Source organism: Chryseobacterium tongliaonense (assembly GCF_041224435.1).
Lineage (GTDB): Bacteria > Bacteroidota > Bacteroidia > Flavobacteriales > Weeksellaceae > Chryseobacterium > Chryseobacterium tongliaoense.
Genome location: NZ_JBGFFD010000006.1, coordinates 37059 through 61311 on the forward strand (window position 1 = coordinate 37059; position 24253 = coordinate 61311).

The 24253-nt window shown below is 35.4% G+C and carries 26 protein-coding genes; 14 read left to right on the forward strand and 12 right to left on the reverse strand.

Annotation, left to right across the window (positions count from 1 at the left end; all coding sequences use genetic code 11):
• Positions 1–6: 6 nt before the first annotated feature.
• Both AB8P06_RS13385 and AB8P06_RS13390 read right to left on the reverse strand, forming a co-directional pair.
• On the reverse strand, positions 7–1341 hold the full coding sequence (locus AB8P06_RS13385; RefSeq protein WP_369842478.1) for a TolC family protein: 1335 nt from the start codon (positions 1339–1341) through the stop codon (positions 7–9).
• Entirely contained in the window at positions 1328–1579 is a 252-nt protein-coding gene (locus AB8P06_RS13390; RefSeq protein WP_369842479.1) for a hypothetical protein, read from the reverse strand. The genes AB8P06_RS13385 and AB8P06_RS13390 overlap by 14 nt, the downstream gene beginning before the upstream one ends.
• 91 nt (positions 1580–1670) lie before the next feature.
• Here AB8P06_RS13390 and AB8P06_RS13395 point away from each other — a divergent pair, with 91 nt between their 5' ends.
• The 3 genes from AB8P06_RS13395 (at position 1671) to AB8P06_RS13405 (ending at position 5599) form a co-directional block, all read left to right on the forward strand.
• On the forward strand, positions 1671–2456 hold the full coding sequence (locus tag AB8P06_RS13395) for a helix-turn-helix domain-containing protein (RefSeq protein ID WP_369842480.1): 786 nt from the start codon (positions 1671–1673) through the stop codon (positions 2454–2456).
• A gap of 761 nt (positions 2457–3217) precedes the next feature.
• The gene (locus AB8P06_RS13400) at positions 3218–4231 is read left to right on the forward strand and encodes a terpene synthase family protein (protein WP_369842482.1); all 1014 of its coding nucleotides are present in this window, start codon (positions 3218–3220) and stop codon (positions 4229–4231) included.
• 351 nt (positions 4232–4582) lie between these two features.
• Positions 4583–5599, forward strand: coding sequence for a terpene synthase family protein (locus AB8P06_RS13405; RefSeq protein ID WP_369842483.1), 1017 nt, complete (start codon positions 4583–4585; stop codon positions 5597–5599).
• A 139-nt stretch (positions 5600–5738) separates the two neighbouring features.
• On the opposite strand, the gene AB8P06_RS13410 is transcribed toward AB8P06_RS13405, so the two are convergent.
• From AB8P06_RS13410 to AB8P06_RS13430, 5 genes are all read right to left on the reverse strand, one after another.
• Entirely contained in the window at positions 5739–6095 is a 357-nt protein-coding gene (locus AB8P06_RS13410) for a helix-turn-helix domain-containing protein (RefSeq protein ID WP_369842484.1), read from the reverse strand.
• Between the two features lie 69 nt (positions 6096–6164).
• Positions 6165–6596, reverse strand: coding sequence for a transposase (locus tag AB8P06_RS13415; RefSeq protein WP_369842485.1), 432 nt, complete (start codon positions 6594–6596; stop codon positions 6165–6167).
• Between the two features lie 155 nt (positions 6597–6751).
• Positions 6752–7810: a phage tail-like protein gene (locus AB8P06_RS13420; RefSeq protein WP_369842486.1), complete on the reverse strand. Its 1059-nt coding sequence runs from the start codon at positions 7808–7810 to the stop codon at positions 6752–6754.
• 11 nt (positions 7811–7821) lie between these two features.
• Complete coding sequence (locus AB8P06_RS13425; protein WP_369842488.1) at positions 7822–8859, reverse strand: phage tail-like protein; 1038 nt, start codon at positions 8857–8859, stop codon at positions 7822–7824.
• A 10-nt stretch (positions 8860–8869) separates the two neighbouring features.
• Positions 8870–9925, reverse strand: a complete 1056-nt coding sequence (locus AB8P06_RS13430) for a phage tail-like protein (RefSeq protein ID WP_369842489.1) — start codon at positions 9923–9925, stop codon at positions 8870–8872.
• Positions 9926–10505: 580 nt separating this feature from the next.
• Here AB8P06_RS13430 and AB8P06_RS13435 point away from each other — a divergent pair.
• Positions 10506–10607 (forward strand): SDR family oxidoreductase, encoded by a 102-nt coding sequence (locus AB8P06_RS13435; protein ID WP_369842491.1) that lies wholly within the window; start codon positions 10506–10508, stop codon positions 10605–10607.
• Positions 10608–10730: 123 nt separating this feature from the next.
• Here the strand turns inward: AB8P06_RS13435 and AB8P06_RS13440 are convergent, their stop codons facing one another.
• Together AB8P06_RS13440 and AB8P06_RS13445 are read right to left on the reverse strand one after the other, a co-directional pair.
• Positions 10731–11552, reverse strand: coding sequence for a DUF4249 domain-containing protein (locus tag AB8P06_RS13440; RefSeq protein ID WP_369842493.1), 822 nt, complete (start codon positions 11550–11552; stop codon positions 10731–10733).
• A 16-nt stretch (positions 11553–11568) separates the two neighbouring features.
• Positions 11569–13938 (reverse strand): TonB-dependent receptor, encoded by a 2370-nt coding sequence (locus AB8P06_RS13445; RefSeq protein WP_369842494.1) that lies wholly within the window; start codon positions 13936–13938, stop codon positions 11569–11571.
• Between the two features lie 245 nt (positions 13939–14183).
• On the opposite strand from AB8P06_RS13445, the gene AB8P06_RS13450 reads away from it, so the two are divergent.
• The 5 genes from AB8P06_RS13450 to AB8P06_RS13470 all read left to right on the forward strand — a co-directional run bounded on the left by AB8P06_RS13450 (position 14184) and on the right by AB8P06_RS13470 (position 19025).
• A complete protein-coding gene (locus tag AB8P06_RS13450; protein WP_369842496.1) occupies positions 14184–15191 on the forward strand; it encodes a sensor histidine kinase in 1008 nt (335 codons plus the stop codon).
• A complete protein-coding gene (locus tag AB8P06_RS13455) occupies positions 15188–15910 on the forward strand; it encodes a LytR/AlgR family response regulator transcription factor (protein WP_369842498.1) in 723 nt (240 codons plus the stop codon). Before AB8P06_RS13450 ends, AB8P06_RS13455 begins: the two co-directional genes overlap by 4 nt.
• A gap of 349 nt (positions 15911–16259) precedes the next feature.
• Positions 16260–17366, forward strand: a complete 1107-nt coding sequence (locus AB8P06_RS13460) for a helix-turn-helix domain-containing protein (RefSeq protein ID WP_369842499.1) — start codon at positions 16260–16262, stop codon at positions 17364–17366.
• A 216-nt stretch (positions 17367–17582) separates the two neighbouring features.
• Positions 17583–18203, forward strand: a complete 621-nt coding sequence (locus AB8P06_RS13465) for a hypothetical protein (protein ID WP_369842501.1) — start codon at positions 17583–17585, stop codon at positions 18201–18203.
• Positions 18204–18254: 51 nt separating this feature from the next.
• Positions 18255–19025 carry a leucine-rich repeat domain-containing protein gene (locus tag AB8P06_RS13470; protein WP_369842502.1) on the forward strand — a complete coding sequence of 257 codons (771 nt, stop codon included), beginning with the start codon at positions 18255–18257 and terminating at the stop codon, positions 19023–19025.
• 311 nt (positions 19026–19336) lie between these two features.
• Here the strand turns inward: AB8P06_RS13470 and AB8P06_RS13475 are convergent, their stop codons facing one another.
• Positions 19337–19729, reverse strand: coding sequence for a hypothetical protein (locus tag AB8P06_RS13475; RefSeq protein WP_369842504.1), 393 nt, complete (start codon positions 19727–19729; stop codon positions 19337–19339).
• 321 nt (positions 19730–20050) lie between these two features.
• Here AB8P06_RS13475 and AB8P06_RS13480 point away from each other — a divergent pair, with 321 nt between their 5' ends.
• The 5 genes from AB8P06_RS13480 (at position 20051) to AB8P06_RS13500 (ending at position 23403) form a co-directional block, all read left to right on the forward strand.
• On the forward strand, positions 20051–20530 hold the full coding sequence (locus tag AB8P06_RS13480) for a hypothetical protein (protein WP_369842506.1): 480 nt from the start codon (positions 20051–20053) through the stop codon (positions 20528–20530).
• 5 nt (positions 20531–20535) lie between these two features.
• Positions 20536–21462, forward strand: coding sequence for an IS1595 family transposase (locus AB8P06_RS13485; protein WP_369842508.1), 927 nt, complete (start codon positions 20536–20538; stop codon positions 21460–21462).
• Complete coding sequence (locus AB8P06_RS13490; RefSeq protein WP_369842509.1) at positions 21453–21698, forward strand: hypothetical protein; 246 nt, start codon at positions 21453–21455, stop codon at positions 21696–21698. Before AB8P06_RS13485 ends, AB8P06_RS13490 begins: the two co-directional genes overlap by 10 nt.
• A gap of 129 nt (positions 21699–21827) precedes the next feature.
• Positions 21828–22220 (forward strand): hypothetical protein, encoded by a 393-nt coding sequence (locus tag AB8P06_RS13495; RefSeq protein WP_369842511.1) that lies wholly within the window; start codon positions 21828–21830, stop codon positions 22218–22220.
• Positions 22210–23403: a DUF6575 domain-containing protein gene (locus AB8P06_RS13500; RefSeq protein WP_369842512.1), complete on the forward strand. Its 1194-nt coding sequence runs from the start codon at positions 22210–22212 to the stop codon at positions 23401–23403. Before AB8P06_RS13495 ends, AB8P06_RS13500 begins: the two co-directional genes overlap by 11 nt.
• Positions 23404–23474: 71 nt before the next feature.
• On the opposite strand, the gene AB8P06_RS13505 is transcribed toward AB8P06_RS13500, so the two are convergent.
• Positions 23475–23840: a VOC family protein gene (locus tag AB8P06_RS13505; protein ID WP_369842514.1), complete on the reverse strand. Its 366-nt coding sequence runs from the start codon at positions 23838–23840 to the stop codon at positions 23475–23477.
• Positions 23841–23995: 155 nt separating this feature from the next.
• The gene (locus AB8P06_RS13510; protein WP_369842516.1) at positions 23996–24142 is read right to left on the reverse strand and encodes a hypothetical protein; all 147 of its coding nucleotides are present in this window, start codon (positions 24140–24142) and stop codon (positions 23996–23998) included.
• Between the last annotated feature and the right edge of the window lie 111 nt (positions 24143–24253).

The window sequence follows — 24253 nt, forward strand, 5'->3', positions numbered from 1 at the left end:
ATGGTATTAAAGAATTCCTACGATTGCCAGTAATCGGATATGGTTGAGTTTTACACTTGTTTGGGCGGTTGTTAAATTAAATTTTGCTTCCAGTACGGCATTCTCTGCTTCCAGGAGATCAGTCAGGAGTGATTCCTGATGGAGATAACTGTTCCTGATCACCCGAAGTGTTTCGGTCGTTTTTAGGATGTTTTTCTCTGCGGTTTCTACACTTTCCAAAGCCTGTTGCTGTTGCAGATAAGCTTCTTTTACCTGAAGGGAAATTTCATCCTTTTTAATGTTGGCCTTTTCTTTTGCCTGAATGTTTACGATCCGGGCACGAGCAATGGAATGCTTGCTTTTATATAAATTATCTATTGAAAACTGCACTTTGATTCCCGTTTGCCCAAATCCCCATAAGTCATTGGAGTAAGGATAAAAGGAAATCTGCGGATAGGTATAATTGTAAGTTGAATACAGGGAAACTTTAGGTAAGCGTGTAGCGCTGATCTGCCTGATATTTAATTCACTCCATTTAATATCGCTGTCAGCCATCTTAAATTCAGGCGATTGATTGAGCGCAATATCCATGTAATCGGCAAAATCGCCATTCTGGATGGTTTCCGGCTGGAAGTCACATTTATAATCGATTGCTATTGGCTGCCCCTGATCTCTTCCCATCAATATATTCAGGCGTTCTTTGCTGATGTCGATTTTCTTTTCAATATCAGACAGGTTTAGCTCCAGCCGGGATAATTTTACTGAGGTTCGCAGTACATCACTTTTTAGGACAACACCGTTTTGATGCAGGCTTTCGATGAGTGACAACTGCTTGTTCTCCGCTGCAATTTCTGCTGAGAGAAAATCACGGAAGTTCAGAAATTTACTCAGGTCAAAATACGCTACAGCAATACTGTATTTTACACTATGCTTCTGCAGGTTACCTTCATATTGCCGGTGTGCCTCTTCTTCCTGCTTCATTTTGATATTTCTTCTGTCTCTGCCACCGTTGAAAAGATTAAAATTTAAGCTGTATCCTGCTCCATAACCGTAGCTTTTTACTGGTACATCCTGCGGAGAGGAGAATAGCCCATCATCGTAAATAAGAAATCTGGAATTGAGTTTGATGTCTCCAACCAGCGAAATTTCCGGTAGCAGGCGGTCCTTAGCTTCAAGTACTTCTAATTTGCTTTGCTGAAGATTTAAATCTGAAAGTTTCAGTTGACGGTTATTCATTTCGGCAGTTTTCCATATTTCTTCCAGGCTTATTATAGGATCGGTTTCTACATCCTGGGCGTGGAGAGATGGGGTGAATAGAAGCGACATTGCTCCCATTATTGCCATTGATTTATAGATTTTCATAAATTCTCTTTTTATTAGTCTGTATATTCTCTTTTTTAAGCCAGCCTTTTACCATCTTTCTTAATTCATCAAAGGCAATGGTTAAATCGATCATAGGCATGAACGGATAGGAATAAGAAAACCGGTAGAAATTGAGCAGGTCAATTTTTTCTGCAGGATAGCATGCCGTATCATCACAAATTTGATCATCTGTTAAATGGTCAGTGACTTTATCAGAGGTTGCGATTTTATGTTTCATAATGACTCTGTTAATATTTATTAGCGAAATTATTCATTAAGGAAAATTCTCTTTTTATATAATTAGCCTAATATTTGTTATATTTGGCCAAATGAAACTCCTTGATCAATTGTTAGAAAATGTAGACCAAAATCCTGAATCTATCCTGGTCGTACGACAGCAGACTGAACAGCAGCTGCCCTCACATCAGCATGATAAGGCTCAGCTGCTATTGGTTTTTGGAGGGATTGCATATCTGCAAACAGATGAAAAGGATTTCTATATCCCGGCCAATCATTATATCTGGATACCCAAAAAATATCCCCATAACCTGATGTTCAATACACAGGATCTGTTTATTATCAATATCTATTTTCCGGAAGAAAGCTCTGAGGATTTTTATAATGAATTGGGCATCTACCCGGTGAGCAGGCTACTGTCAGAAATGCTTACTTTCAGCGAAAAATGGCAGGGAGATTATTATAAAGGTTCCTGGGAATTTGAATTTATGACAACATTGAAGAATCTGCTGCCCAAAGAAAATCTTAAAAAGTTTTCGATCCAACTTCCTACAACAGATGATCAGCGGCTCAATGCTATTATTGATGATTTTAGAAGCCGGTTAAATGAAAACCTTACGTTAGAAGAGGCCGCGAAACGATCAGGAATGAGCGTAAGAAGTCTGACGAGATTATTTCAGACAAAACTTCACATCACTTTTATTCAGTATGTAAAAATGGTGAAAATTATTCAGGCGATGGAATTGATTAAGGATACCGACCTGAATATGACAGAGATTGCCTATGAGGTTGGGTACTCGAATATATCTGCATTCAGTAATAATTTTTACCAATTGACAAACATGAGGCCTACTCATTTTAAGGTATTGTCTTCGTAAGAATACAACAGCATCTCAGATGTTGTTTTCTGGGTTGTATCTTTTACCGATTTATTAAGGTGGTTCACATGTACGGACATTTGTCTGGCAAATTCTGAAGCACTTTTCAACGGAATTCCATCTACGGTGTTTTTTATAAGGAACTAACTGGCTCTCCAGCAATTCCATAAATAATGCTGTAATCCTTTTGGCTGCATTTGCTTTTTCCGGAATTATATTTGTGGAAGGTCGCATTTTAGTACGCTGCAACAGATTATGCAGGTACACTTAAGGAAGTTTGACGCTATGATTAAATGGGGGCAGAACGATAGGAAAACCATCACATCCAGGTAGATAATTTTACTTTGTTTAATATATTAAATAGTAAGGCTGCTTTCCAATCAGTAGGATTTGCATTTCTTTACTTCATAAATCCATTTTTTATGATTGGATTTAAATTTATAGATAGACAAGTTGTTAAAACTGAGCCTAATCATAACTCCTAACTGATTGATAATATGTTGTATAATTTGAGTTATCATAAAATAAAGTTTATAATATATTGAAAATCAAAATATTGAATATTATTCAAATAAACCATATTATTCCATAAGATATAATAAAATTAATTTGTAACTTCTCTCCATTGTTCATGATTGTATCTGATTGTGATTTAATACAATACGTGTTTTTTAGATGTGAATGATCATTTTATAAGATTGTACATATTCAAATAAAACGATGTATGATTTTAAAACCAACAACCATTAAAACATAAAATCATGAGTAATGAGAATTTTAACACCCTTGAACTTCTTCACAGAAAATTCAGGTACCCGTTCCCAACCTTAAAAAACCCTCATGCGGATCAGCTGCAGGAGATTACCGAGAATGAATGGATAGACGGAGAGTATTTCTGGCTCTATAAAGACAACCCTGATCTGCGTAAAAAGTACAAGAAAACCAAAACAGCCCATATTGCAGCCCAATGGTTTCCCACGGCTTCAATTGAACGTTTCAGGCCTGTCTGCAGACTGATGCTCTGGACCCTGTACAACGATGATCTGTATGAGGAAAGTGAACCTGATGACATTGATTATGTACATACCCAGTCGATTGCCATACTAAATGGTGAAATCACTGCCACACAATCTACAATACCATTGGGTTCTATGCTGGCCTCACTAAGGCAGGAACTGCTGCCGTTCATTCCACAGGAATCAATTTCCCGTTTCGCCCGAATGATCAGCAGGTACTTTACAGGACTGAAAACAGAACTGAAGTATAAAAAAAACAAAACGTTTCCAACGGTATCAGAGTGTATTGCCTTAAGAGAAGACTCTATTTGCCTGTATCCTTTCCTGCAGCTTACAGAAGTGGAAACCGGAATCATTTTACCCTCAGAAATACATGAGCACCCGGTAATCTGTCGTTTGCAGGCATTAGCGTGTCATCTGGTGACTTTTTTCAACGAAGTGCAGTCTGTAGTAAAAGACGAAGCTACAGGAAGCATTTATTATAATATTGTAAAAGTAATCCAGAACGAACGCCATATTTCATTAGAAGAGGCCTGCCTGGAAGATCTCCGGCTTCATAACGAAGACCTGAAAGAATTTGTAACACTGCAGGCTACGCTTCCTGATTTCGGGATCTGGCATGAAGCTGTGATCAACTGGGTACATTACATGAGCATGGTACTGAGCGGCTGGAAAAATATATCCACTAAGCTGGACCGTTATAATAATATGGAATTTCCTAACGCAATGGAACTCAAAAAAAAATTAAGCCAGATATAATTAAGGCAATTATATACTATTTTACACTCATCATTTTTTAATTAACGCAAAGCTTTTTAAATCCGATTGCTATATTTTAAGAAAAGCAGCAAAGCTGCCATGAAGCATTCTTTTAAAAATCTATTTTAATAGATTAAAAAACTTTGCTCATCTTAATAAGTCTGATTCATCATTTTCTATGCGATAAAAACGATCAAAGAAGCAAGAAAAAATAAGTGTAGAATAGTATATAGTTACTATAATTAATTATCAATTAACAGGTATTTTCCAATATGCTTATCACGGTAATGATTGGGAAATGGACCTGTTGAATAGGATTACAAACTTTCATCATTTAAAAAACTAAATACTATGAACAAGCAATTTAATGTACCCATGCCGGTATATCCCTGGGAAACCCTTCAAAGCCCTTTCGCCGGAACCTTCTATGAGGAAGAAATTAACTGGTATGACCAGGATTATCAATTTTTATCAAAAGAGGCAATGATAAGATATAAAAAGATGCGGTTAGTAGATGTAGGTCCCTTTATGGTTCCTGCTGCTACTGAAAAGGAGAGGGTTCTTCATGCAACACGTTTTGCAATTTATATGACGGTAACTGACGATTACGCGGAACTATTACCGGTAAAGGAAATAGCAGCTTTCAGAGACCGGATTTTTGAGGTAATGATGGGAGATGATCCCCGGCCGGAAGAAAAAGGAATATTCCGTCAGATGCAAACCAACAGAAAAGAATGGATTGCACTGGGCATGCCTGAATTCTGGCTTGAACGGATAGCCACGAATTATAAATACCGTTTCGTTACGGATGGAATTATGGAAGAATCACCATATAAAATAAGTAACGACATTCCTCCGATTCCTCTTTTTCATTTGATCCGTGCCAATTCTATAGGGATGATTCCGTTTGTTGACCTGATTTGTCCCTCAACAGGGTTTGCTTTACCGGATTACATTTATAAACATACCGTTATCCAGCGCATGATTATGCTGCAGGCAATCATTGTTGCTCTTCAAAATGATTTTGCAACGATCGGTAAAGAGCTGGCGATAGAATCAGAGATGTTCAATATCATCAAACTGCTGCAGCACCACAATAAAATATCTTTTGATGAAGCTTATGCGGAAGGAATGAAGATTCACGATGAGTTTGTAAACGAATTTGTAACCCTGTCCAACCATCTGCCGGATTTTAGTCCATATCAAAAAGAGACAGAGGAATTTATTTACTATATAAAACAAATGATCAGTGGTTTAAATGATTTTTATTATAAAAGCGGAACTAAACGCTATGAACCGGATGGATTTGCCGTGCCACCCAATGGAAAAGGGGAAACCGTAAACAGGGTAGAAATTAAGTATTTCTAAACCTGATGGTCAGCATTATCATCGGGCAAAATGATATTCATTTTTACCGGAAGAATTAGCCAAAGGAAGAAAAAATTTTTAATATAATTTTGGTGCTTCAGCACATGCTTTTTATTTAATTATGGAAAGAGTATCAAAATTATATTAAAAATTTTTTCTTCCATTTGGTAATTGTATTTCTGCTGAGTTCAAAATGTTTTGCTAACTGAGAATTGTTCATGTTTTTCTTCTTTTGGTAATCCAATATTTTTAATATATCTGACTTGTTATAGCAGCGATGTCTTTGGTTAAATATTTCAGTCGATTTATCCGGTGTTCCGAAAATTTTTCTGTTTAATTCAATAATATCTAAGAAAGTAAGTTTTTCCTTATCCAGCAAATTATTGCATTGTTGTTTTTTATCCGGGTATTTTTTGTCAAGGATATCTCTGTAGATACGCTTGTAATCTGGAGCAATATCTTCCATTGGGTATTTATTCATGAACCTTTCAGCCATATGGTTATTATAGGTCTGGTTTTGTTAAATCTGTTGATTTTGCATTGCATTAAAAATTACTTTTAATGATTAGTATTCTTTATATTTACTCAGCCATTTGTAAAGCGTTGTTTTAGGGATTTTGTATTCTAACGTAATTTGTTGTTTTGTCTTTTCCCCCGTTGAGATTAATTCTAAAATAAAATCGATCACTTCTTTGGTATAGATATTTTTGCGGAAAGTAGGAAGGGCTGATATTTTGCTTTGGTCAATATGATTATAGGAGGTAGATCCCTGGGGCGCAAATAATATCAGATGTTGTGTATATATTCTAAAAAAATCATACTCCAGAAGTTTGCTCCATTTTAGAATAAGCCCGCTATCCAGAGTCTCAGCTTTGTACATTTTTGTAAGCTGATCTTCCGAGCATTTGAAAAAATTGCAAATACGGTCTGCTTCTATTCCGAACTCTGTGACTCTTTTATATATAATTGAACCGATATGGATCTCTTTAAAATTCATTCTTCTTATTTTCTGTTTTTTATATGGGGAATGTTTTTTTACGTTTTTACAATGTTAAATCTGGAATAGTTTAAATTTTAGAGATCAGCATCATAACTGCTTTACTGAACATAAGCCGTGTAGCGCAAGTGATCATCGACCATACTTAAATTATATTATTGTCCTAAATAAACAAAAAAATTAGTGTTTAATGCTGCCGGTTGGATGTTTACCGGGGTTGCCGTTCCTCCGGTGCTCACTGTATAGGTATGATTATGCCCAATTGATGAAGAACTGATACTGTAAAGTCCTCCGCCGCCAACTACTGTGCCGGCCAGCCAGTACACATGGATATTATTTCCACCACCAAATACAGTCGTAGTCCTGATTCTTTGATAGGTCATTGTGTGGGAATGGCCTGCTTCTGCATCTGTAGTATAATTAAGGTTCACATTGGGTAGGTTTGCTCTGGTCAGAGTTACCGTACTGCTTCCTGAAACAACGCCGGTAGCTGCTGTGGTTCCCATGGAATAACGACCTGTCGCATTGGGCAGCAATGTGGTTATTCCTAATATACCCAATGCATTATTTTGGGCTGTTTGAGGAAGGGCAGTAATATCTCTTCCATCCAGCAGATACCATCCATCATGGTCTGATGTAGCAAATGAAGGTTTTACATCTCCTACATCAAAAAAGTCGTCATTATTCATAAGCACTCCCTGTGCACTGGATATAACGGCAGCTACCTTATTAAGAGGCTGAATTCTGACATTACCATTTACATCAATGGTTTGGGTAGGAGAAGTAGTGAGTACTCCTGCAGCTGACGAGGCTCCATCCAGATAAAGCAGTCCGGGACCTATATTAAGTTGTTTTCCATCCTGGTTAACTTGTCGGTTTGAGGTTAATGTTCCATTTATGGTATAAATGTTTTCATTATTACTACTGTCTCCGGTAAGAGGAAACCAGGTTCCTGAACGGAAATACCAGAATCCTTTTCTTGTGATAATCATTCCATTATCTGTTAACGAATAAGCCAGCTCTGATTCATCAGGATTTTGCATACTTTCAATCTGAAAAGCGGTTTGACGGGGAATCAGGATTCCGTTATTTCTGGAAACCACCTCCAATACTGCTTGAGGATTTGCTGTCCCTATTCCCACTAATTGCTTTTGCGCCGGTGATGGCACAGGTAGTCCCAAAGAGAAAATAAATAATATAATTGTTCTTTTCATTGATTTAATTTTTATTGTCCTAAGTAAATAAAATAGCTGTATGATATATTTTGTGGAACAATAGTAAGGGGAGTTCCGCTTCCGCCTGTATTCACCGTTCCTGAGTGGCTGTGGGCACCCGCAGCGGGTAGGGTTATGGCTGTAGTGCCGGATACCGTTCCTCTTCCTGCTCTGAAAACATAAGCATTGCCAGCCGCGTTTTGAGCAAAATTGTAACCTCCTGCTGTCAACGAATGTGTATGTGCTGCTGTTGTTGAAGTTACTCCTGTTAAATTAACATTCGGAAGATTGGCTCTGATCAGTGTAGTTGTATCAGAACCGCCGATGGTGAACGGCGTTCCTTGTTTTATCAGTCTGCCATTGGTATTTACCAGTGTACCGCTAAGCCCAATTGCTGTAGCATTGCTTTGGGCAATGGCAGGCAGTGTAGTAATAGCCCGGCCGTTCAGCTTATACCAGCCGTTGTGATCAGTTGTACGCAGAGATTCTTTAACGGTACCATAAGCTACTTTGGGACCTATAGCTAAAGTTCCGTCTGAAAGGGCTTTTACATTTCCACCTGTTAGATTTCTTACACGAATATTTCCATTTACATCTACTGTGTAAGAAGGTGTATTGCTTCCTATTCCTATTTTTTGTTCCACAGAATGAATGGAAAGCTTATCTGTGTCAAATGATAAATTGTGGCCGCTCATTGTTACGGTACGATCGGAAGTCAGAGTACCATTATTGTTGTAGATGTTGATAACTGGCTGGGTGCTGCCTCCAAAGGGTCTCCAAACAGCGCCATCATAATACCAGAAGCCTGTCTTATTGATAGCAGTACCATTGTTGGTCATTACATAAACCAATTCTCCCGTAGAAGGATTTGTGATTGCTTCAGCCTGTAAGGCGGTCATTCTGGGGATGAGTATGCCTTGTGTAGTAGAGCTGATATCCAATGCTGCATTGGGATTAGTTGTTCCAATACCTACACGCTGTGCATTAATGGGAAGAAAAAGAAAAAGACTGAATATGGATATGATTTTAGTTAAAGTTTTACTTAACATAATTTAATTTTTAAATTCCTAAATAAATAAAGTAATTAAACTGAACGTATTCGGGAGTCAGCGCAATAGCAGTCCCGGTTCCTCCCGTCGGTATTGTTACAGTGTGATTATGCGATCCCGATGCTGAGCTTGTATAAGTTCCTTCAGAAAGTATTGATCCGGGGATTGCTCCCCCTGCCAACTGCCATGAATTGGCATTACCATTAACGGTTTGCAGAATATCTGTTCCTCTTACCTGGGCACTGCCCGGACTTACCAGAGGATGAGTATGATACAACGTTGATGTATTTCCGCTAAGAGCAAAATTGGGTAAGTTGGCCCGGGAAAGAACTACACTCGCCGCTCCACTCAGCGTTCCGGGAGCTCCCTGTTTAATATATCTTCCTGCAGCATTGGGAAGGTTTCCTGCTATTCCGAGAGCTGTGGCCCTTGATTGAACACTTATTGATAATGTACTGAGAGCTCTTCCGTTAAGTAAATACCAGCCTTCATGATCTGCCGGAAGATAAGAGTATTGGATATCCCCATAATGATTAATCAGTCCGGTGTCAAAAGAAAGTACACCATCCGCTGTGGTTATCACATTTCCTTTAGGCAGGCTACGGACTCTCATTCCTCCGTTAGCGTCTAATTTTTCTGTTGGAAGATTGGTATTAACTCCGATATTACCTGTACTTCCGGATATAAACAGTTTATCGGGCCCAATATTCACATCATAATTGTTAAGGCTGACAATTCTATTTCCGGTAAGCGTGCCATTGGAGTTATAAATATTTTCACCCGCTGCATTATTGGCAGCAATAGGGTTCCAGGTAGTGCCGTCAAAATACCAAAATCCGATAGAGTTGATTATACTGCCTGTATTGGTTGTACTAAAAACCAGTTCTCCTTCGCCTGGTGTATTGATCTGTTCTATTTGAGTGGCGGTCATTCTGGGAATTAATATTCCGCTCTTATCTGATGCAATGTCCAGGGCCGCATTGGGCTTATCTGTATTGATTCCTATTTGTGCGGAAGTGAAGGATACCGTAGTAAGGATTCCCAGCGTAATCAATAAATTTTTCATGCTTAGTCTTTGTATGTATGTTTATAGTGTTAAATAATAGCTAACCTGGAAATAAGAATATATCTTTTACCCTCATTCTGTTATTGGCTCATTTATAGTCAAAATAGTTCTAAATACAGTGAGAGAAAATGTTTAAAAGCGGAGCAAAAGTAAATGAGAATATGACTGTTAAAAAGTTAATATCTTATCGTTTTCAGGAAAATGACATACGTTGAATTGAGTTTAAATTATTGATTATCAGTATTTATAAGGTCTGTTTTTGAATTTTTTTCTGCAGGTTTACAACTAATTTCGGAAGTGATTCCAATTGTATTCATGATTATTCCGCACTTCAATTTTCCAATGCAATTCGTATAAATACAATGTTCGTTTGTTTTTAAAAATTGTTAATATTTTATTATCAGAGTTTTATGTTGTGATTAATGCATTCTTTCTTTTGCAGATTACTGTAGTCATATTCCCGAATATGATAAGATTTAAACTTTAAATGGCTCGATTTAAAATATACCTTACGGCGGTTAAAGTGAAATAGGTAAGTGGCAACTACAGCAGTAAAAAGAATGGGGGCAACCTGAAGAAATTGCCAACATGGTACTATTTTTTAGCTTCTGATAATGCAAGCTTTATTACAGGAAGTGAGTTTGTAGTTGACGGCGGAATGACAAACTATGCACTGAAATAAACTCATCAAGCTGCATTAAACCGGCAATAAAATGTATCCGCGATTATTATATCAGGAACTATAGCTATTACCGGTAATTTTAGATGGCGAAAGCTTACCGTTTTTTCCAGTGAGCTCAATTGATTACTGTATCGTATAATCCTTTACATCCACTTCGGATAGTCTGAAATATCCATAAGCGAAGTTGGCGGAATGAGTCTGATTGATGATGTTTCCTCTCACCGAACCTGGTGTTGTCTGGAACGGACCGGCATCAGCTCCGGATGCTGCCAGCAATTTTCTGAAATAATCATAATATCTCCTGGAAATTCCGTACAGCCTGATGTTGACCATATCCCCGGCCTTCAGGTCTTTGTCAGAAAAATATTCCTGCATCAGATTGCCCTGACTGTTCTCGTCATCCTGAGCTTTATAATCCGGAAATGTTGATACAGGCGATACAATCCGGTGAAGATAATAATTTTCCTGGCTGCCATTATCCTGATAGTAGTATTTGATTTCCACTTCATCACCTCCAAAACCGCCGGAATTACTCTGTTCAATCGTATTTTCAATATCCGGCACGCCGATGAAGGTTTCGGTTGCGGTATAAATCTCGCCATTTAAAACGACTTTTAATGTATAGGTTTCCCCGATAACCGGATGGAAATCGGAACAGATATATTCTCCCGTACTGGGATTTTCTGTAAAACTAAAAACGGTATTTGCTGAATTGGTTATAACGATATCCGCCCCTGAAACTGTTGGAAATATCGTACTGTAATATCCGGTTGTGGTAGAGAGTCTGACTTTCTGCTCATTGCCCGTCGTACCTTTTACCCAGTCAATCGATGCGTCAATTACCAATTTTGGTTCTGCTGTTTCCAAATCCACTTCTATTACTTTGGTACAGGACAGAAGGAAAAAACAAAATAAAACAATCACGTATTTAAATATATTTTTCATTTTTATAGTATTAAGATTAAAATCTGAAATTGTAAGCTACCCCGGGAACGATGCCAAAAATCGATATCCTTTTTGCTTCGCTCACCCCTGTTTCCCTGTTTTGCTCGAACATAACTGATGCGGCGTTCCCTCTGTTGTAAACATTATAAATACTGAACACCCATTCACTTTTCCACCTTTTTTTGCTGTTAGGCTTTGGCGTGTAGGTTGCCGATAAATCGAGATGATGATAAGCAGGAAGCGAATGGGCATTTCGCGCTCCGTAATCCGCGATTGTAATTCCCTGATACTGATATTTACCGATGGGATAGGTTGCTGCTTTTCCCGTTTGATAAGTAAAAATGCCGCCAAAACTCCATTTTTTTGTCAGTTGATAAGCAGCTGTAAGAGAAAGGTTATGCCTTTTATCGTAATTGGCTCGGTACCATTCGCTATTGTTAATACCGGTTTCTTCTGCATTTCTTCCCGGTGTGCGCTGCTCTGCTTTAGAAAGGGTATAAGAAAGCCAGCCGGTCAGTTTTCCTGTATTTTTCTTGAGCATCACCTCAAGTCCGTAAGCCCTTGCTTCCCCGTTTAGCAATACCTGTTCAATGGCTCTGTTGGCAATCAGTTCGGCACCGTCAATATAATCAGCTTTGTTTTTAGTTTTCTTATAAAAAGCTTCTGTTTCCAGAGAATATTTTCCGTTGCTGAAATTTCTGAAATAGCCTAATGCGACCTGGTCAAGGATTTCGGGTTTCAGATATTGATCGCTCGGTGCCCAGATATCGAGTGGCGAAACGGAAGCTGTGTTGGAAATTAAATGGATATACTGGCTCATCCGGTTATAGCTCGCCTTAATGGATTGATCGTCATTGATGGCAAAAGAAACTGCTAAACGGGGCTCTAAATTTCCAAAACCAATAATCTTTTTGTTTTTATTGTAATGGGTGATGCCTGTAGGTGTTCCTTCTTCATAGATTTGTAATTCAGGATTGAAAATTACGGCCTGGTTATTGGCATAATTATTTACATTCTGTTCCCCCAACCGTAAAAAATGGCTGTATCGTAATCCATAGTTCAATGATATTTTATTTCCAAGCTTTTGCTCGGCACTGATATACAATGCATTTTCCCAGGCATATTTTTTTTCAATCTGGTCGGCATTGACGGGCGATGCATCATCCATAGGTTTTATGGTACCCGGATTGAATTGATAGTAAATAGAATTGACACCGTAATTCAAAACCAGCTTATCAGACAGACTGTGGCTGAAATTGTATTTGAAATTATAATTACGGATATCTGATGCCCAATCAATTCCGACATTTTTTATCTTCAGTCCATAATCATACTTACTGTAAATGACCGATGCATTGGAAAATAGATTGTCGGAAAAGATATGATTCCAACGAAGATTAAAAAAAGAATTCGAATAATTGTTGCTGAAAAAATTGCTGAAATCCATTTTATCCTTACCAAAATATCCTGAAAGGAAAATCCTGTTGTTATCACTGATCTTATAATTCAGTTTGGCATTCAGATCATAAAAAGATACAGAATTGGGGTTGTCAGCCAGTTTCAGAAATAAATGAGCATAAGAAGTACGACCGGCAACCACAAACGAACCTTTATCTTTTACAATCGGGCCTTCTGCCAATAATCTGCTTGAAACCGCCCCGATTCCACCCGCTATATGGTATTCCCTATTGTTCCCTTCTTTCTGATAAATATCCAAAACAGAGGAAGTACGCCCACCGAATTGAGCAGGTATGCCGCCTTTATACAATTTCAGATCTTTAATCACATCCGCATTAAAAACGGAAAAAAAGCCGAACAGATGTGATGTATTATAGACAACAGCTTCATCTAACAATACCAAATTACCGTCAACCGAACCACCTCTCACATTAAAGCCTGTTGCACCTTCCTGTGCATTGGAAACTCCGGGAAGTTGCAGAATAGCTTTCAAAATATCAACTTCACCCATTACTGCCGGCATTTTTTTGATAGTGGAGACAGAGAGCTTGTTCACACTCATTTCCGGATTCCGGATGTTGCTTGAACCATTGTGTTTGATCACTACTTCATCTATAGTTTTGCTTTTTTCAAGCATTGCAAAATCTTTTCTGGTGTTTTCGGTCAGAATAATATGTTCTTCAATATTCTCAAATCCCCCATAGTTTATTATGATCGTGTATTCTCCTTTGGGCAGGGTGATGGAATAAAATCCATACGCATTGGTAACTGTTGATACCTTTGCTTCAGGAATGAAAATGGTTGCGCCGAGTATCGTTTCGGTGGTTGTTTTTATGGTGATTATTCCACTCAATGTAATTTTTTCCTGTGAATAAACCCAGAATGAAATGGTTATAAACAGCAGTGTATAAATGATCTTGCATCTCATCTTAAAAATAGATTTCAATTGTAATTTGAACACAAAACTATTTCTTTGGGTAACCGTCTTTTTTTGTAATTATACCAAACGTAATATCTTTTATAGCAAACGATACCGGGGTGCTACAAAATATATTTCCTGTTCGGTGCGTTTTTATAATACTTTCTGCTTTTGTATAAAAAGCGCATACTTTCGTATAAAAGCAGACCAGACCGGAGCCTTAAATGTTAAGTTTGTTCTATACAATTTTATAAATGAATGATTTTACCCATCGACAGCTAATTAGTGAAAACGTTTTTTTTCATTTCCTGATTTCACCTGACCGCAGAATATACCGGCATCTGCTGTTCATTGCTTTTATCGGGATCGTATTGTACAACAGTGCTTCCGTTATTGACAATCCGGTAGTGATATTTGTATATTTCATTACCTTATTCTATGTCAATATGTATGTGCTGGTGCCAAAACTTTTGTTCAGGAATAAAAATATTGAATACTGCTTTTCTGTAATCAGCATCCTTGTTATAGTGGCTGTTTGCGGTTATTTTTTTAATCCTTTTAATAAAGAGCATGGGCTGAATATCCCACTTTTTTCCTTCCTTACTGCGTTGCTGTTGGCGGCTTCCTCTTCTATAAAGCTGTTTCAGAAGGGGATGATGGACAAGCAGTTGATCTACGACCTGGAACAGTCGAAAACTTATGCAGAATTGGAACAGCTGAAAAACCAGATCAACCCGCATTTTTTGTTTAATATGCTGAACAATGCCAATGTTCTGACGAAGAAAGACCCAGAAAAAGCCTCGCAGGTTTTAATGAAGTTGAGTGATTTACTCCGGTATCAGCTTTATGACAGTACAAGAGACAAAGTGCTGTTGACTTCGGATATTCATTTCCTGGAAGATTTTTTAAATTTGGAGAAAGTAAGGCGGGACAGTTTTGATTTTCTGATTTCGAAAGAGGGAAATCTGAGCGGGGTGCAAATTCCTCCCTTGCTGTTCATCCCGTTTGTGGAAAATGCCGTGAAGCACAATAATGATGCAACAAAACTGTCGTATGTGAATTTGTATTTCAATGTTAAAAACGATGAACTTTCCTTTAAATGCATCAACTCCAAACCTGTACTTAAATCCGTCAGTAATACAGGCGGCCTGGGGCTGACAAATGTTAAACGAAGACTGGAACTTTTGTTCCCGGCAACCTACAGCTTAATGATCGAAGATGACCCGGAAAGGTATTGCGTAACCTTAACTATAAAATTATGAACTGTATTATTATAGATGATGAACCGTTGGCTAGAGAAGCCATAGAGATGTTAGTAAACCAAACGGCTGATCTAGATTTGATCGGTTCGTTCAACAGCCCTGAAAATGCTGCAAATTTTATAGAACGAAATAAAGTTGAGCTTATCTTTCTTGACATACAAATGCCGGGAATTAACGGTATTGAATTTGCCCGCACCATTCCGAAAGAAACCTTTGTGATTTTTACAACCGCCTATTCTGAATTTGCCACCGACAGCTACGAAGTAGACGCGATTGATTACCTGATAAAACCCGTAAAATTAGAACGTTTTCAAAAAGCTGTTGAAAAAGCCCATATCTACTCCAAATTATTCAAAGCAGATTACGTGAATAATAATATCGAGCAGGTAACAGATGATTTTTTCTTTGTGAAGGCAGACCGGAAAATTTTTAAAGTGTATTTCAATAACATCCTTTTTATTCAGGGTTTAAAAGATTATGTCGTGATGCACAGCGAAAATCAGAAAGTAATTACGGCAATGAATATCAAAACAATCCACGATCAATTACCAAAAGATACATTTGTGAGAGTAAGCAAATCCTATATCATTAATGTTAAGCATATCGGTTCTGTGGATAACAACACAGTGTACATAGGTACAAACGAGATCCCTATCGGAAGTATTTACAGGGATTTCTTTTTCAACGAATTTGTAACCAAAAAGATTGTGGGCAGGTAGTATAAATTATTAAAAAGGGTTTGTATCGCTACAGTCATCAATGAAAACAGTATTGCCCTTTTTATTACAGTTTATAGTTGTTTACAGCAGCATACAGACGTGTTTGTCAGATTTCCTGAATGTCAGTTGGATATTCCTATTTTTAATTTTCTTTTGTAAGCAATAAAACTTTCGCGTATTTTTGAGCAGGAACCAATGTGATTAATTGGAAATTATTAATACTATGCTTGGATTCTTTCAGGATACAAACCTGTAAGCTTTAATTTCACAAACAAACAAATTAAGATAAATATTCTTAGAAGAGCAATTAAAAAAACACTTTGATGTACACCTTTTTTCAACCTTTGCTATGTTTTATTTAGCCGGTATCTTTATAGCTGTTTTTTCTTCATTTCTTATTTTAGGTAAGAAAAGAAAAGGGACTGCCGATTATATATTGGCCGTATGGTTTTTGATCATAGGAGTACATCTCACCTTGTTTTTCTTGAATTTTACCGGAAGTTATTTTAGAAATCCTGATTTTCTGGGACTCGAAATACCACTTCCATTAATTCATGGTCCCTTACTTTATGCCTATATCTTAAGTCTTACAGGTCAAAATTCCAAAAAGTATAAACTGCTTCTGCATTTTGTACCCATAATTATTGTTTATTTCATGCTATGGGATTTCTTCATTTTACCTCCGGAAAAAAGAATATTTATTTATCAGAATGGAGGCGGGAAGTATATCAGTTTCAGGCAAAACATTAATGCGCTGGTTATTGTATCAGGAGTTTTGTATGTAAGTTTAAGCCTTTTGTCATTGAGGAAATATAAAAAAGAAATATCGGGACAGTATTCCAATACCGAAAAGATCAATTTAAACTGGGTATATTATCTTATTGCAGGCATTGCCATCATATGGTTTTGCATCGTCTTCACCGGTGATATTATTACTTTCATTTCAGTAGTTCTTTTTGTTGTGTTTGCGGCTTATTTTGGAATCACCAAAGCAGGAATTTTAAACCTGACCGAAATAAAAAACGACAATACTACCGAGGAAGATAATATTACCGTTTCTCCTGTTTCTGTAAAATACCAGAAATCATTGCTGAATGATGAAACCATCCGGTCAATCTATACGGATCTCGTTGAAAAAATGGAGACCGAAAAAATTTTTAAGGACCCTGACCTGAATCTTGACAATGTCGCCTCACTTTTGGGAATTCATCCCAATGCACTTTCACAGACCATCAATACCATTGAAAATAAAAATTTCTACGACTATATCAACAGACAAAGAATTGAAGAATTTAAAAGACTGTCTGTTTTGCCGGAAAACCAGAAATTTACTATTCTTTCCTTAGCCTTTGAAAGCGGATTCAATTCGAAGACCTCTTTCAACAGAAACTTTAAAAAATACATGAACTGCTCACCCAGAGAATTTTTAAAGAACCAGAATTCAGATCTGAAATAAATATTTTAAGTTTTGATTTTCAAGTAAACCAAAACAATTTATAAATAATCAGTGCAAAATACGGATGAATTCGCACCAACCTTGTGTTTTGGAACCATTTGTAACTATCAATTTTCTATTTTTGCGGCGACTTTACCAATCTTTGATTTATGAAAAAAAATCAAAATATATTATTGCAACACTAAAGAATATAATCATCAAATCTAATAATTAATTATGTTAAAAATCAATCATTATCTAAAACAACGTGTCTTTGGCATTTTAGTTTTTTTATTTGTTTTTTCTATTGTAAAGGCACAAAAAAAGACCGAATACGTCCTCCCTACATCTGCTTTTGTTAAAGAGGAAGCTTATACAATGCTTGAAGAAGGGAATAACAGCATTCAGGGCCGTATTTCACTGAAAAAAAGAGGTTATGTAAATTATCCAAGTTATAGAGATAAGGTTCTTCTTTATCCTGTAACGCCTCATCTTTTGGAATATATAGAGCTTAAAAAGAAATACAATAGCAGGAAAAAACAGGCGGCCATGACAAAAGAAGCTTCTATGGCCCGCATTGAAACGAAGACTATAGATGATAAGGGTAATTTTGTATTTACAGATTTAAAGCCGGGTAAATACTATATTGTGAGTTGGGTGACGTGGGAAAAAGTAACAGGTTCGCAGGTTCAGTCAGGACCTGTTCAGGCCAATTATAATATGCTTGGGATACAAATGGGTGGCGGTTATGTTCCCACCGAAACCCGTTATGATGCAACAGCCTATGAAAAAGAAATTGGTGAATACATCGAGGTTACCGGAAATGGTAAAATAACTACCGTAGACATAGCCAGATAATCAGTTTTTAGCAGACCAACCTTGTTTTTAATTTATAAAAAAATAATACTTATGAAATTAATATATACTTTCCTGACCAGTTTATTATTGGGTTATAGTATTACTCTTATAAAAGCCCAAACCATTTCTTTTCCTGATGAAAACTTCAAAGAAGCTTTGATTGCTCAGGGTCTTGACACCAATAAAGATGGCAAAATTCAAAAATCAGAAGTTGTAAATGTTCAAAAACTGCATGTAAATAGCTCTAACATTTCGTCAGTGGTAGGCATCAAGAATTTTACAAATCTTGAAAATTTTGCTTTTCTCGATAATCATTTAAAAACTGTTGACCTTGAGGGGATGAAGAACCTGAAATTCGTTTATGGTAATAATAATCAGATCACAGAACTGAAACTGAAAGGCTGCACAATGCTGGAAGTAATTTTTATGGATAATAACCAATTGTCTACTGTTGATCTTACAGGACTTACAGAGTTACGGGACATACGTATCAATGCGAATAATCTGCAAAGGATGGACTTTAGCAATAAACCTAAACTGGAAAAAATACAACTTTTTAGAAATAAACTAACCGAATTGAAAGTTCGTGGATCCCTGGAACTGAAAGATATAGACCTCTCTAATAATTTAATAGTTGAAATTGATCTGAGACCCTTCACTAAACTCATTTCAGTTGATTTCACTAACAATCCGTTAAGAAAAATTAATGTTACAGGCCTGACTAAGCTTGAAACACTCTATTGTGAACCAATATCCCAACAGAGTTATATTAATCAATTAAATACTTCAGGGCTTATTAGTCTTAAAGAATACAAATGGTAAGGAATAAAAAACAGTCTGCTGCTTATAGCAGGCTGTTTTGTTTTTAGCATTATAGTAATTCAATTGACTTTTATTTCTTTTCAGAGGTGAATTTTTCTATTGATTCCTTTGTTACAGGAGTAAAAAAGTTAGGTAATTATACGCCAGTTTACACCAAAGGTATAAATTGAAAACAAAACAACAAAGACCAACTATTAAATTAGTAGGTCTTTTTTTATTAATCTTAAAAATTTACAATATGAATTGGAAAAATTTAAATACAAACAAAAGTTCATATCACAAAAATGAAAGATATGATATGGGAGTTAAAATTAATTGTAATGGGTCTGAATTAAAGTTGTCAATATATTGGCTAATTCCTTATTATCAACAAACTGAGGTAATTCTTCAATATTAGGAAGGTTTTCGTTAACAAATAATACTCTAGCTTGTCCCATTGTAGCTTGAGTAATAGCAACCAAAATGTCAAAATTAGGAGAAGATATTAAATTAGGATTAATTTCAAAATCTACATTGTGCCAAATGGATACAGAACGATGTTCTACATGTTTATTATCTTTAAGATTGTTGTAGTAAATAATTCTTACTTTCAATATTTTTTCTTCTACATGGGGTTTGAATTCAATCCCAACAGAATTTTTTACGACACCTTCTCTTACTATATTACCGTCTTGGTGAAGAGAATTAAGAATGATTTTGCTCATAATTTTTATGATTTTAGTTTATCCAAATATAGTGAAAAAGGTATAATTTTTGTATTTTTGTAGGAATATTTATCGAATAAGAAAGCGTTAAGCTATTTTAATCTGGGTTCTGAAATCTGACAGTTTCTACACTTTGCCCCACACGATTAAAGTAACTGAAGCTCACTCCATATGGTGTGGGTTATATGTTGCTATTTATCATTGGGGCAGGTTTTGTCAGAACCTCAGAACAGGATTAGTAGTCTACAAAGCCCACGCCTTTCTATTTTAACCTCAAAAATATTTCTACTTTGGGTTTTGAGTGGATTAGAAAATTCACTTATGAAAAAAATTATCTTTTCCTTATTTATGTTAATGGGAACTTTTTGCTTTTCCCAAACTGTAACTAAAAAGTATAACTCATATTATAACAGATATGATTATTTCGATTCTTCATCAAACCTCATAGGTTATGAAAAATACAATAGTTACTCTGGAAGATGGGAGTATTATAGCTTAAAAAGCTCTCAACAATCAAGGCAACCTTATCAGTATAAAGATCCTGAACAATTAGATATTTCTAATTTGGGGAACGCTGCAACCACTTTGCAGAACAGATATAATAGCAATCAAAAAAATGCTCAATCTGTTGTAGATGATATTCTTTATAAAATAAAGTCTTTAGATATATCTGATGATCGTAAAAACAGGATCATTGAATCTTTTAACAAGACTGTTATTAATAATATGGAAAGCCTTTATAGAGGTAATGTTAATTGGCTTTATGATGCTGCTAATACAATCATTAAGAATACAAATTAGGAAATATGTTTAACACCAACATAAAATCAGTATTTGAATTAACTCAAACCTTTTCAACAGAACAGAATTGCATTGATTATTTGGAAATGTTGAAATGGAACAAACTTCCTGTAAGCCCTTTTGATGAAAATTCAAAAGTATATAAGTGTAAGAATAATCAATATAGATGTAAGAATACAGGTAAATATTTTAATGTTAAGACGGGAACAATGTTTGAAAATTCTAAAGTTAGTCTTCGTAAATGGTTTATGGCTATTTGGCTTGTTACGTCCCACAAAAAAGGGATTAGTTCTATACAATTAGGAAAAGATATTGGAGTAAGACAGGCAACAGCCTGGTTCATGTTACAAAGAATTAGAGCCTGTTTTGGTATTGAGAATAATAATGAGCTTGAAGGTATTGTAGAATGTGACGAAACTTTTATTGGAGGTAAGAACAAGAACCGTCACAAGGACAAGAAGGTTCCAGACTCACAAGGACGAAGTTTTAAAGACAAAGTTCCTGTGATGGGAATGCTGCAAAGAGATGGTAAAATGAATGCGTTTGTAGTAAATGACACTAAAAGAAAAAGTATTCAACCTTTGATTTGCAGATATGTAAATCCAGAAACAACAATATTAATTAGTGATGAATGGTGGGCTTATAAAGGCTTAGATAAATATTATACTCATAATGTAATCGACCATTCCAAAAAAGAGTATGTAAGTTTGCAGGACAATAATATACACACAAACAACATAGAAGGCAGTTGGAACATACTGAAAAGAAGTGTTTCAGGAATGTACAATCACGTTTCAAAAAAGCATCTTCAAAAATATGTCGATGAATTTGTGTATAGATTTAACCTGAGAAAGGTCACAGACCAAGAAAAATTCAGATATTTGTTGTCAAATTCAAATGTCCGAACTAAGTATAAAGAATTATGTCATTAGGCGAAGCACTTAAAGAAAAAAATGTGAGATACATTACAAAAGATGGTGTAGATTATTTTTATGTTGAAGATATAAAGAAAAATTATGAATACTTTGCATTCGATGGAACTGAAATAATTTACATAGATAATATTCCTTTAGTTGATGGCAAACATGTGCTTAAATTAGTGGAATTCGATTTGAATATGAAAAAGGTTTTAAACTTTAAACCTAAGAAGAAAGATAAAGAATCTTAATCTGTGAATCAATACTTTTGTGAGTAATATTTTTAGTTTTTAAATTTGCATATCTTCTATGTAATGAATATTTTATATATTTAAAGCCTTATAATTATTTGTTTCACCAAATCATATATAATAAGTGCTATGTGGAAAGAACAACTTCCTGATAAATGTCCGACTGATAAGGCAATTGATTTAGAATCTGAAGTATTTAGAGTCACAAAGTCTGAGACTCCTTGTGATGATGATTTTTTAGTATATGCAAAGCTCTATCCAGAAAACACTAGATATCAAAAAGTATGTAAAGCTTATGCAATATCTTTCTTTAATACTATTGAAAATGCAAAAAATGCCATAAAAGCTTCTATTGAAAGAGGAAACAAATTAGGAAATTATATTGCCAAATACAATTTAGTTAAAGAACATGGTAAATCTGAACTAAATGAAAGTAACGGACATATAAGCACATGGTTTTATGACAATGCAAATTTTGAAAGTAATAATACATTAAACATTATTGAGTATAATGACAATTGATTCTAAATATCATATTCCTGAATTCCCACTTAATTTAAGTGTGGTAGAGGCTTTTGATTTTTCAGAAGAACCAGTCTTATTACTTGAACAAGATGAAATTGGAAATTTCTATTTAAGTTATTTAACATATTCTAATGGAGAAGCTGATGTTGAAACAAGATCTTATCTTCAAATAAGTAAAGAAAAACTCCAAAATGTTTTTGAAAATAAAATTTCAGTTTATCATGCTTTTTCAAAACCTGAAAATGGTTCCTTATATGTTATAGATTATGATTTGAGAACTGGTGATGCATTGAATGTATTTCTCATCCCCATAAATGTAATATCTGAATACAATTTAGTACCTGATTGGTATGATTATAATTTTGATTATTCAATTAAAGAGGTTGAACTAAGTGAGACATATATCTTAAACTATTCTGAGAAAAAGCAAAATTTAATATTTGATTTTTATTTACAAAGTGAAAATTTAAAATCATCTATAAAGCCATATGCTTTTTTTAAAGTTTTTACGCCTGTAGTTGATATAATCAAAAATTTAGTAGGTTTTGATAGTAGAAATGCTGATAAATATCTCGAATTTTCAAATCTAAGACAGGCATCATTAGGTATCACAATTGAGATTAATTACTCTAATGATTTATTTTTAGAAAAGGAAGATATTGCAATAAATACAATTATCGATTTATTAAATGCACAAAATCAAGAGGACTTTAAGAAAGTTATCAATTCTACTAAAGACACGAAATATATAAAAGAATATTCTTTAATTATAAAAACAATCATTGATAATAAAGCAACTCTTAGTACTGCATATGCTAATCCTATTACAAAAGAGGTTAAGTATGCTATATTAGATGAGGAAAAAGCTAAAATTGCAAAATCAATTATTGATGAATCGTTTGAAGTTATTGAAGACATTGAAATAATAGAAGGGATATTTAGGGAGATCGATATTGATGCAAAAGAACCTTCTTTTAAAATATATGCCCCTAGTGAAGATATCTCAATAAGGGGTAAATTTGAAACCTCAATACTTGAAAAGATACAAAATGATTATGTAAATATTGGAAAAGAAAACTATCGATTTACAATAAAGACTTTATATTATCCTGAAACAACTGTTAAATCAGAAGAAATAAAGAGGTATATAACAGACTATGAGTTAATTAATAAAGAATAATAAATATTAAGAGGACTAATTAATTTTAGTCCTCTTTTATTTTTAACAAGTTAGTGTAAACTAACGTATAATTACCAAAAGTTAATAAGGTTACCATCAGGATCTCTGAACAGTAATGATTGATTACCCCACGGCATTGTAGCAGGCTCCTGCACGATGTTAGGAGATATAAAGCCTCTCAGCCTCTTAAATTCTTTCTCTACATCATCAACCATAAACTCTATAATTGCAGAACGGTTTTCGGCAGGTTGGGCAATGCTTTCGCCACCAAAAAACTGCAGGGTCTTAGTGCTTCCGATCGCAAGAGTTGCTGTGGGTGTTTTCAGCTCGGCAAAATCAGGAGTATACTGTATTGCCTTAATTCCTGTTATTTGTTCATAAAACGGGACTAAACTTTCAATATTGGCTGTAATAATACGGATTGATACTAAATTCATTTTTGAAGATTTAAAATTATTCTACAAAAATAGGATGGAGTTGTGACAAGAGGGTGTCAGTAGATCTTACTTTATTTAGTTATCCGGTTTGAATCATTTACCTGTCATATACAAAAAATCCCAACTTTCGTCGGGATTTTAAGTTCAAACAAAACCTATTTTGAATCTCCAGGCTTGTGTTTGTGCGGTTTCAATTCCGGATGTTTCGGTTTGGTTTCCGGTGTTACTCTTTGCCTTCTGTCAGGAGTTCCGTCTGGTTTGTTAGGTTTTGGTCCTGGTTTAATGGCTTTGATTGTTTCCATATAAAGATTTTTATTAGTAGTCTAAAATTAATATTTCGCTAAAACTTTTCATTACGGAAAGCCATAACGAAGACTATAAAAATATCTTTATCACACCGTCGAAATTTTATA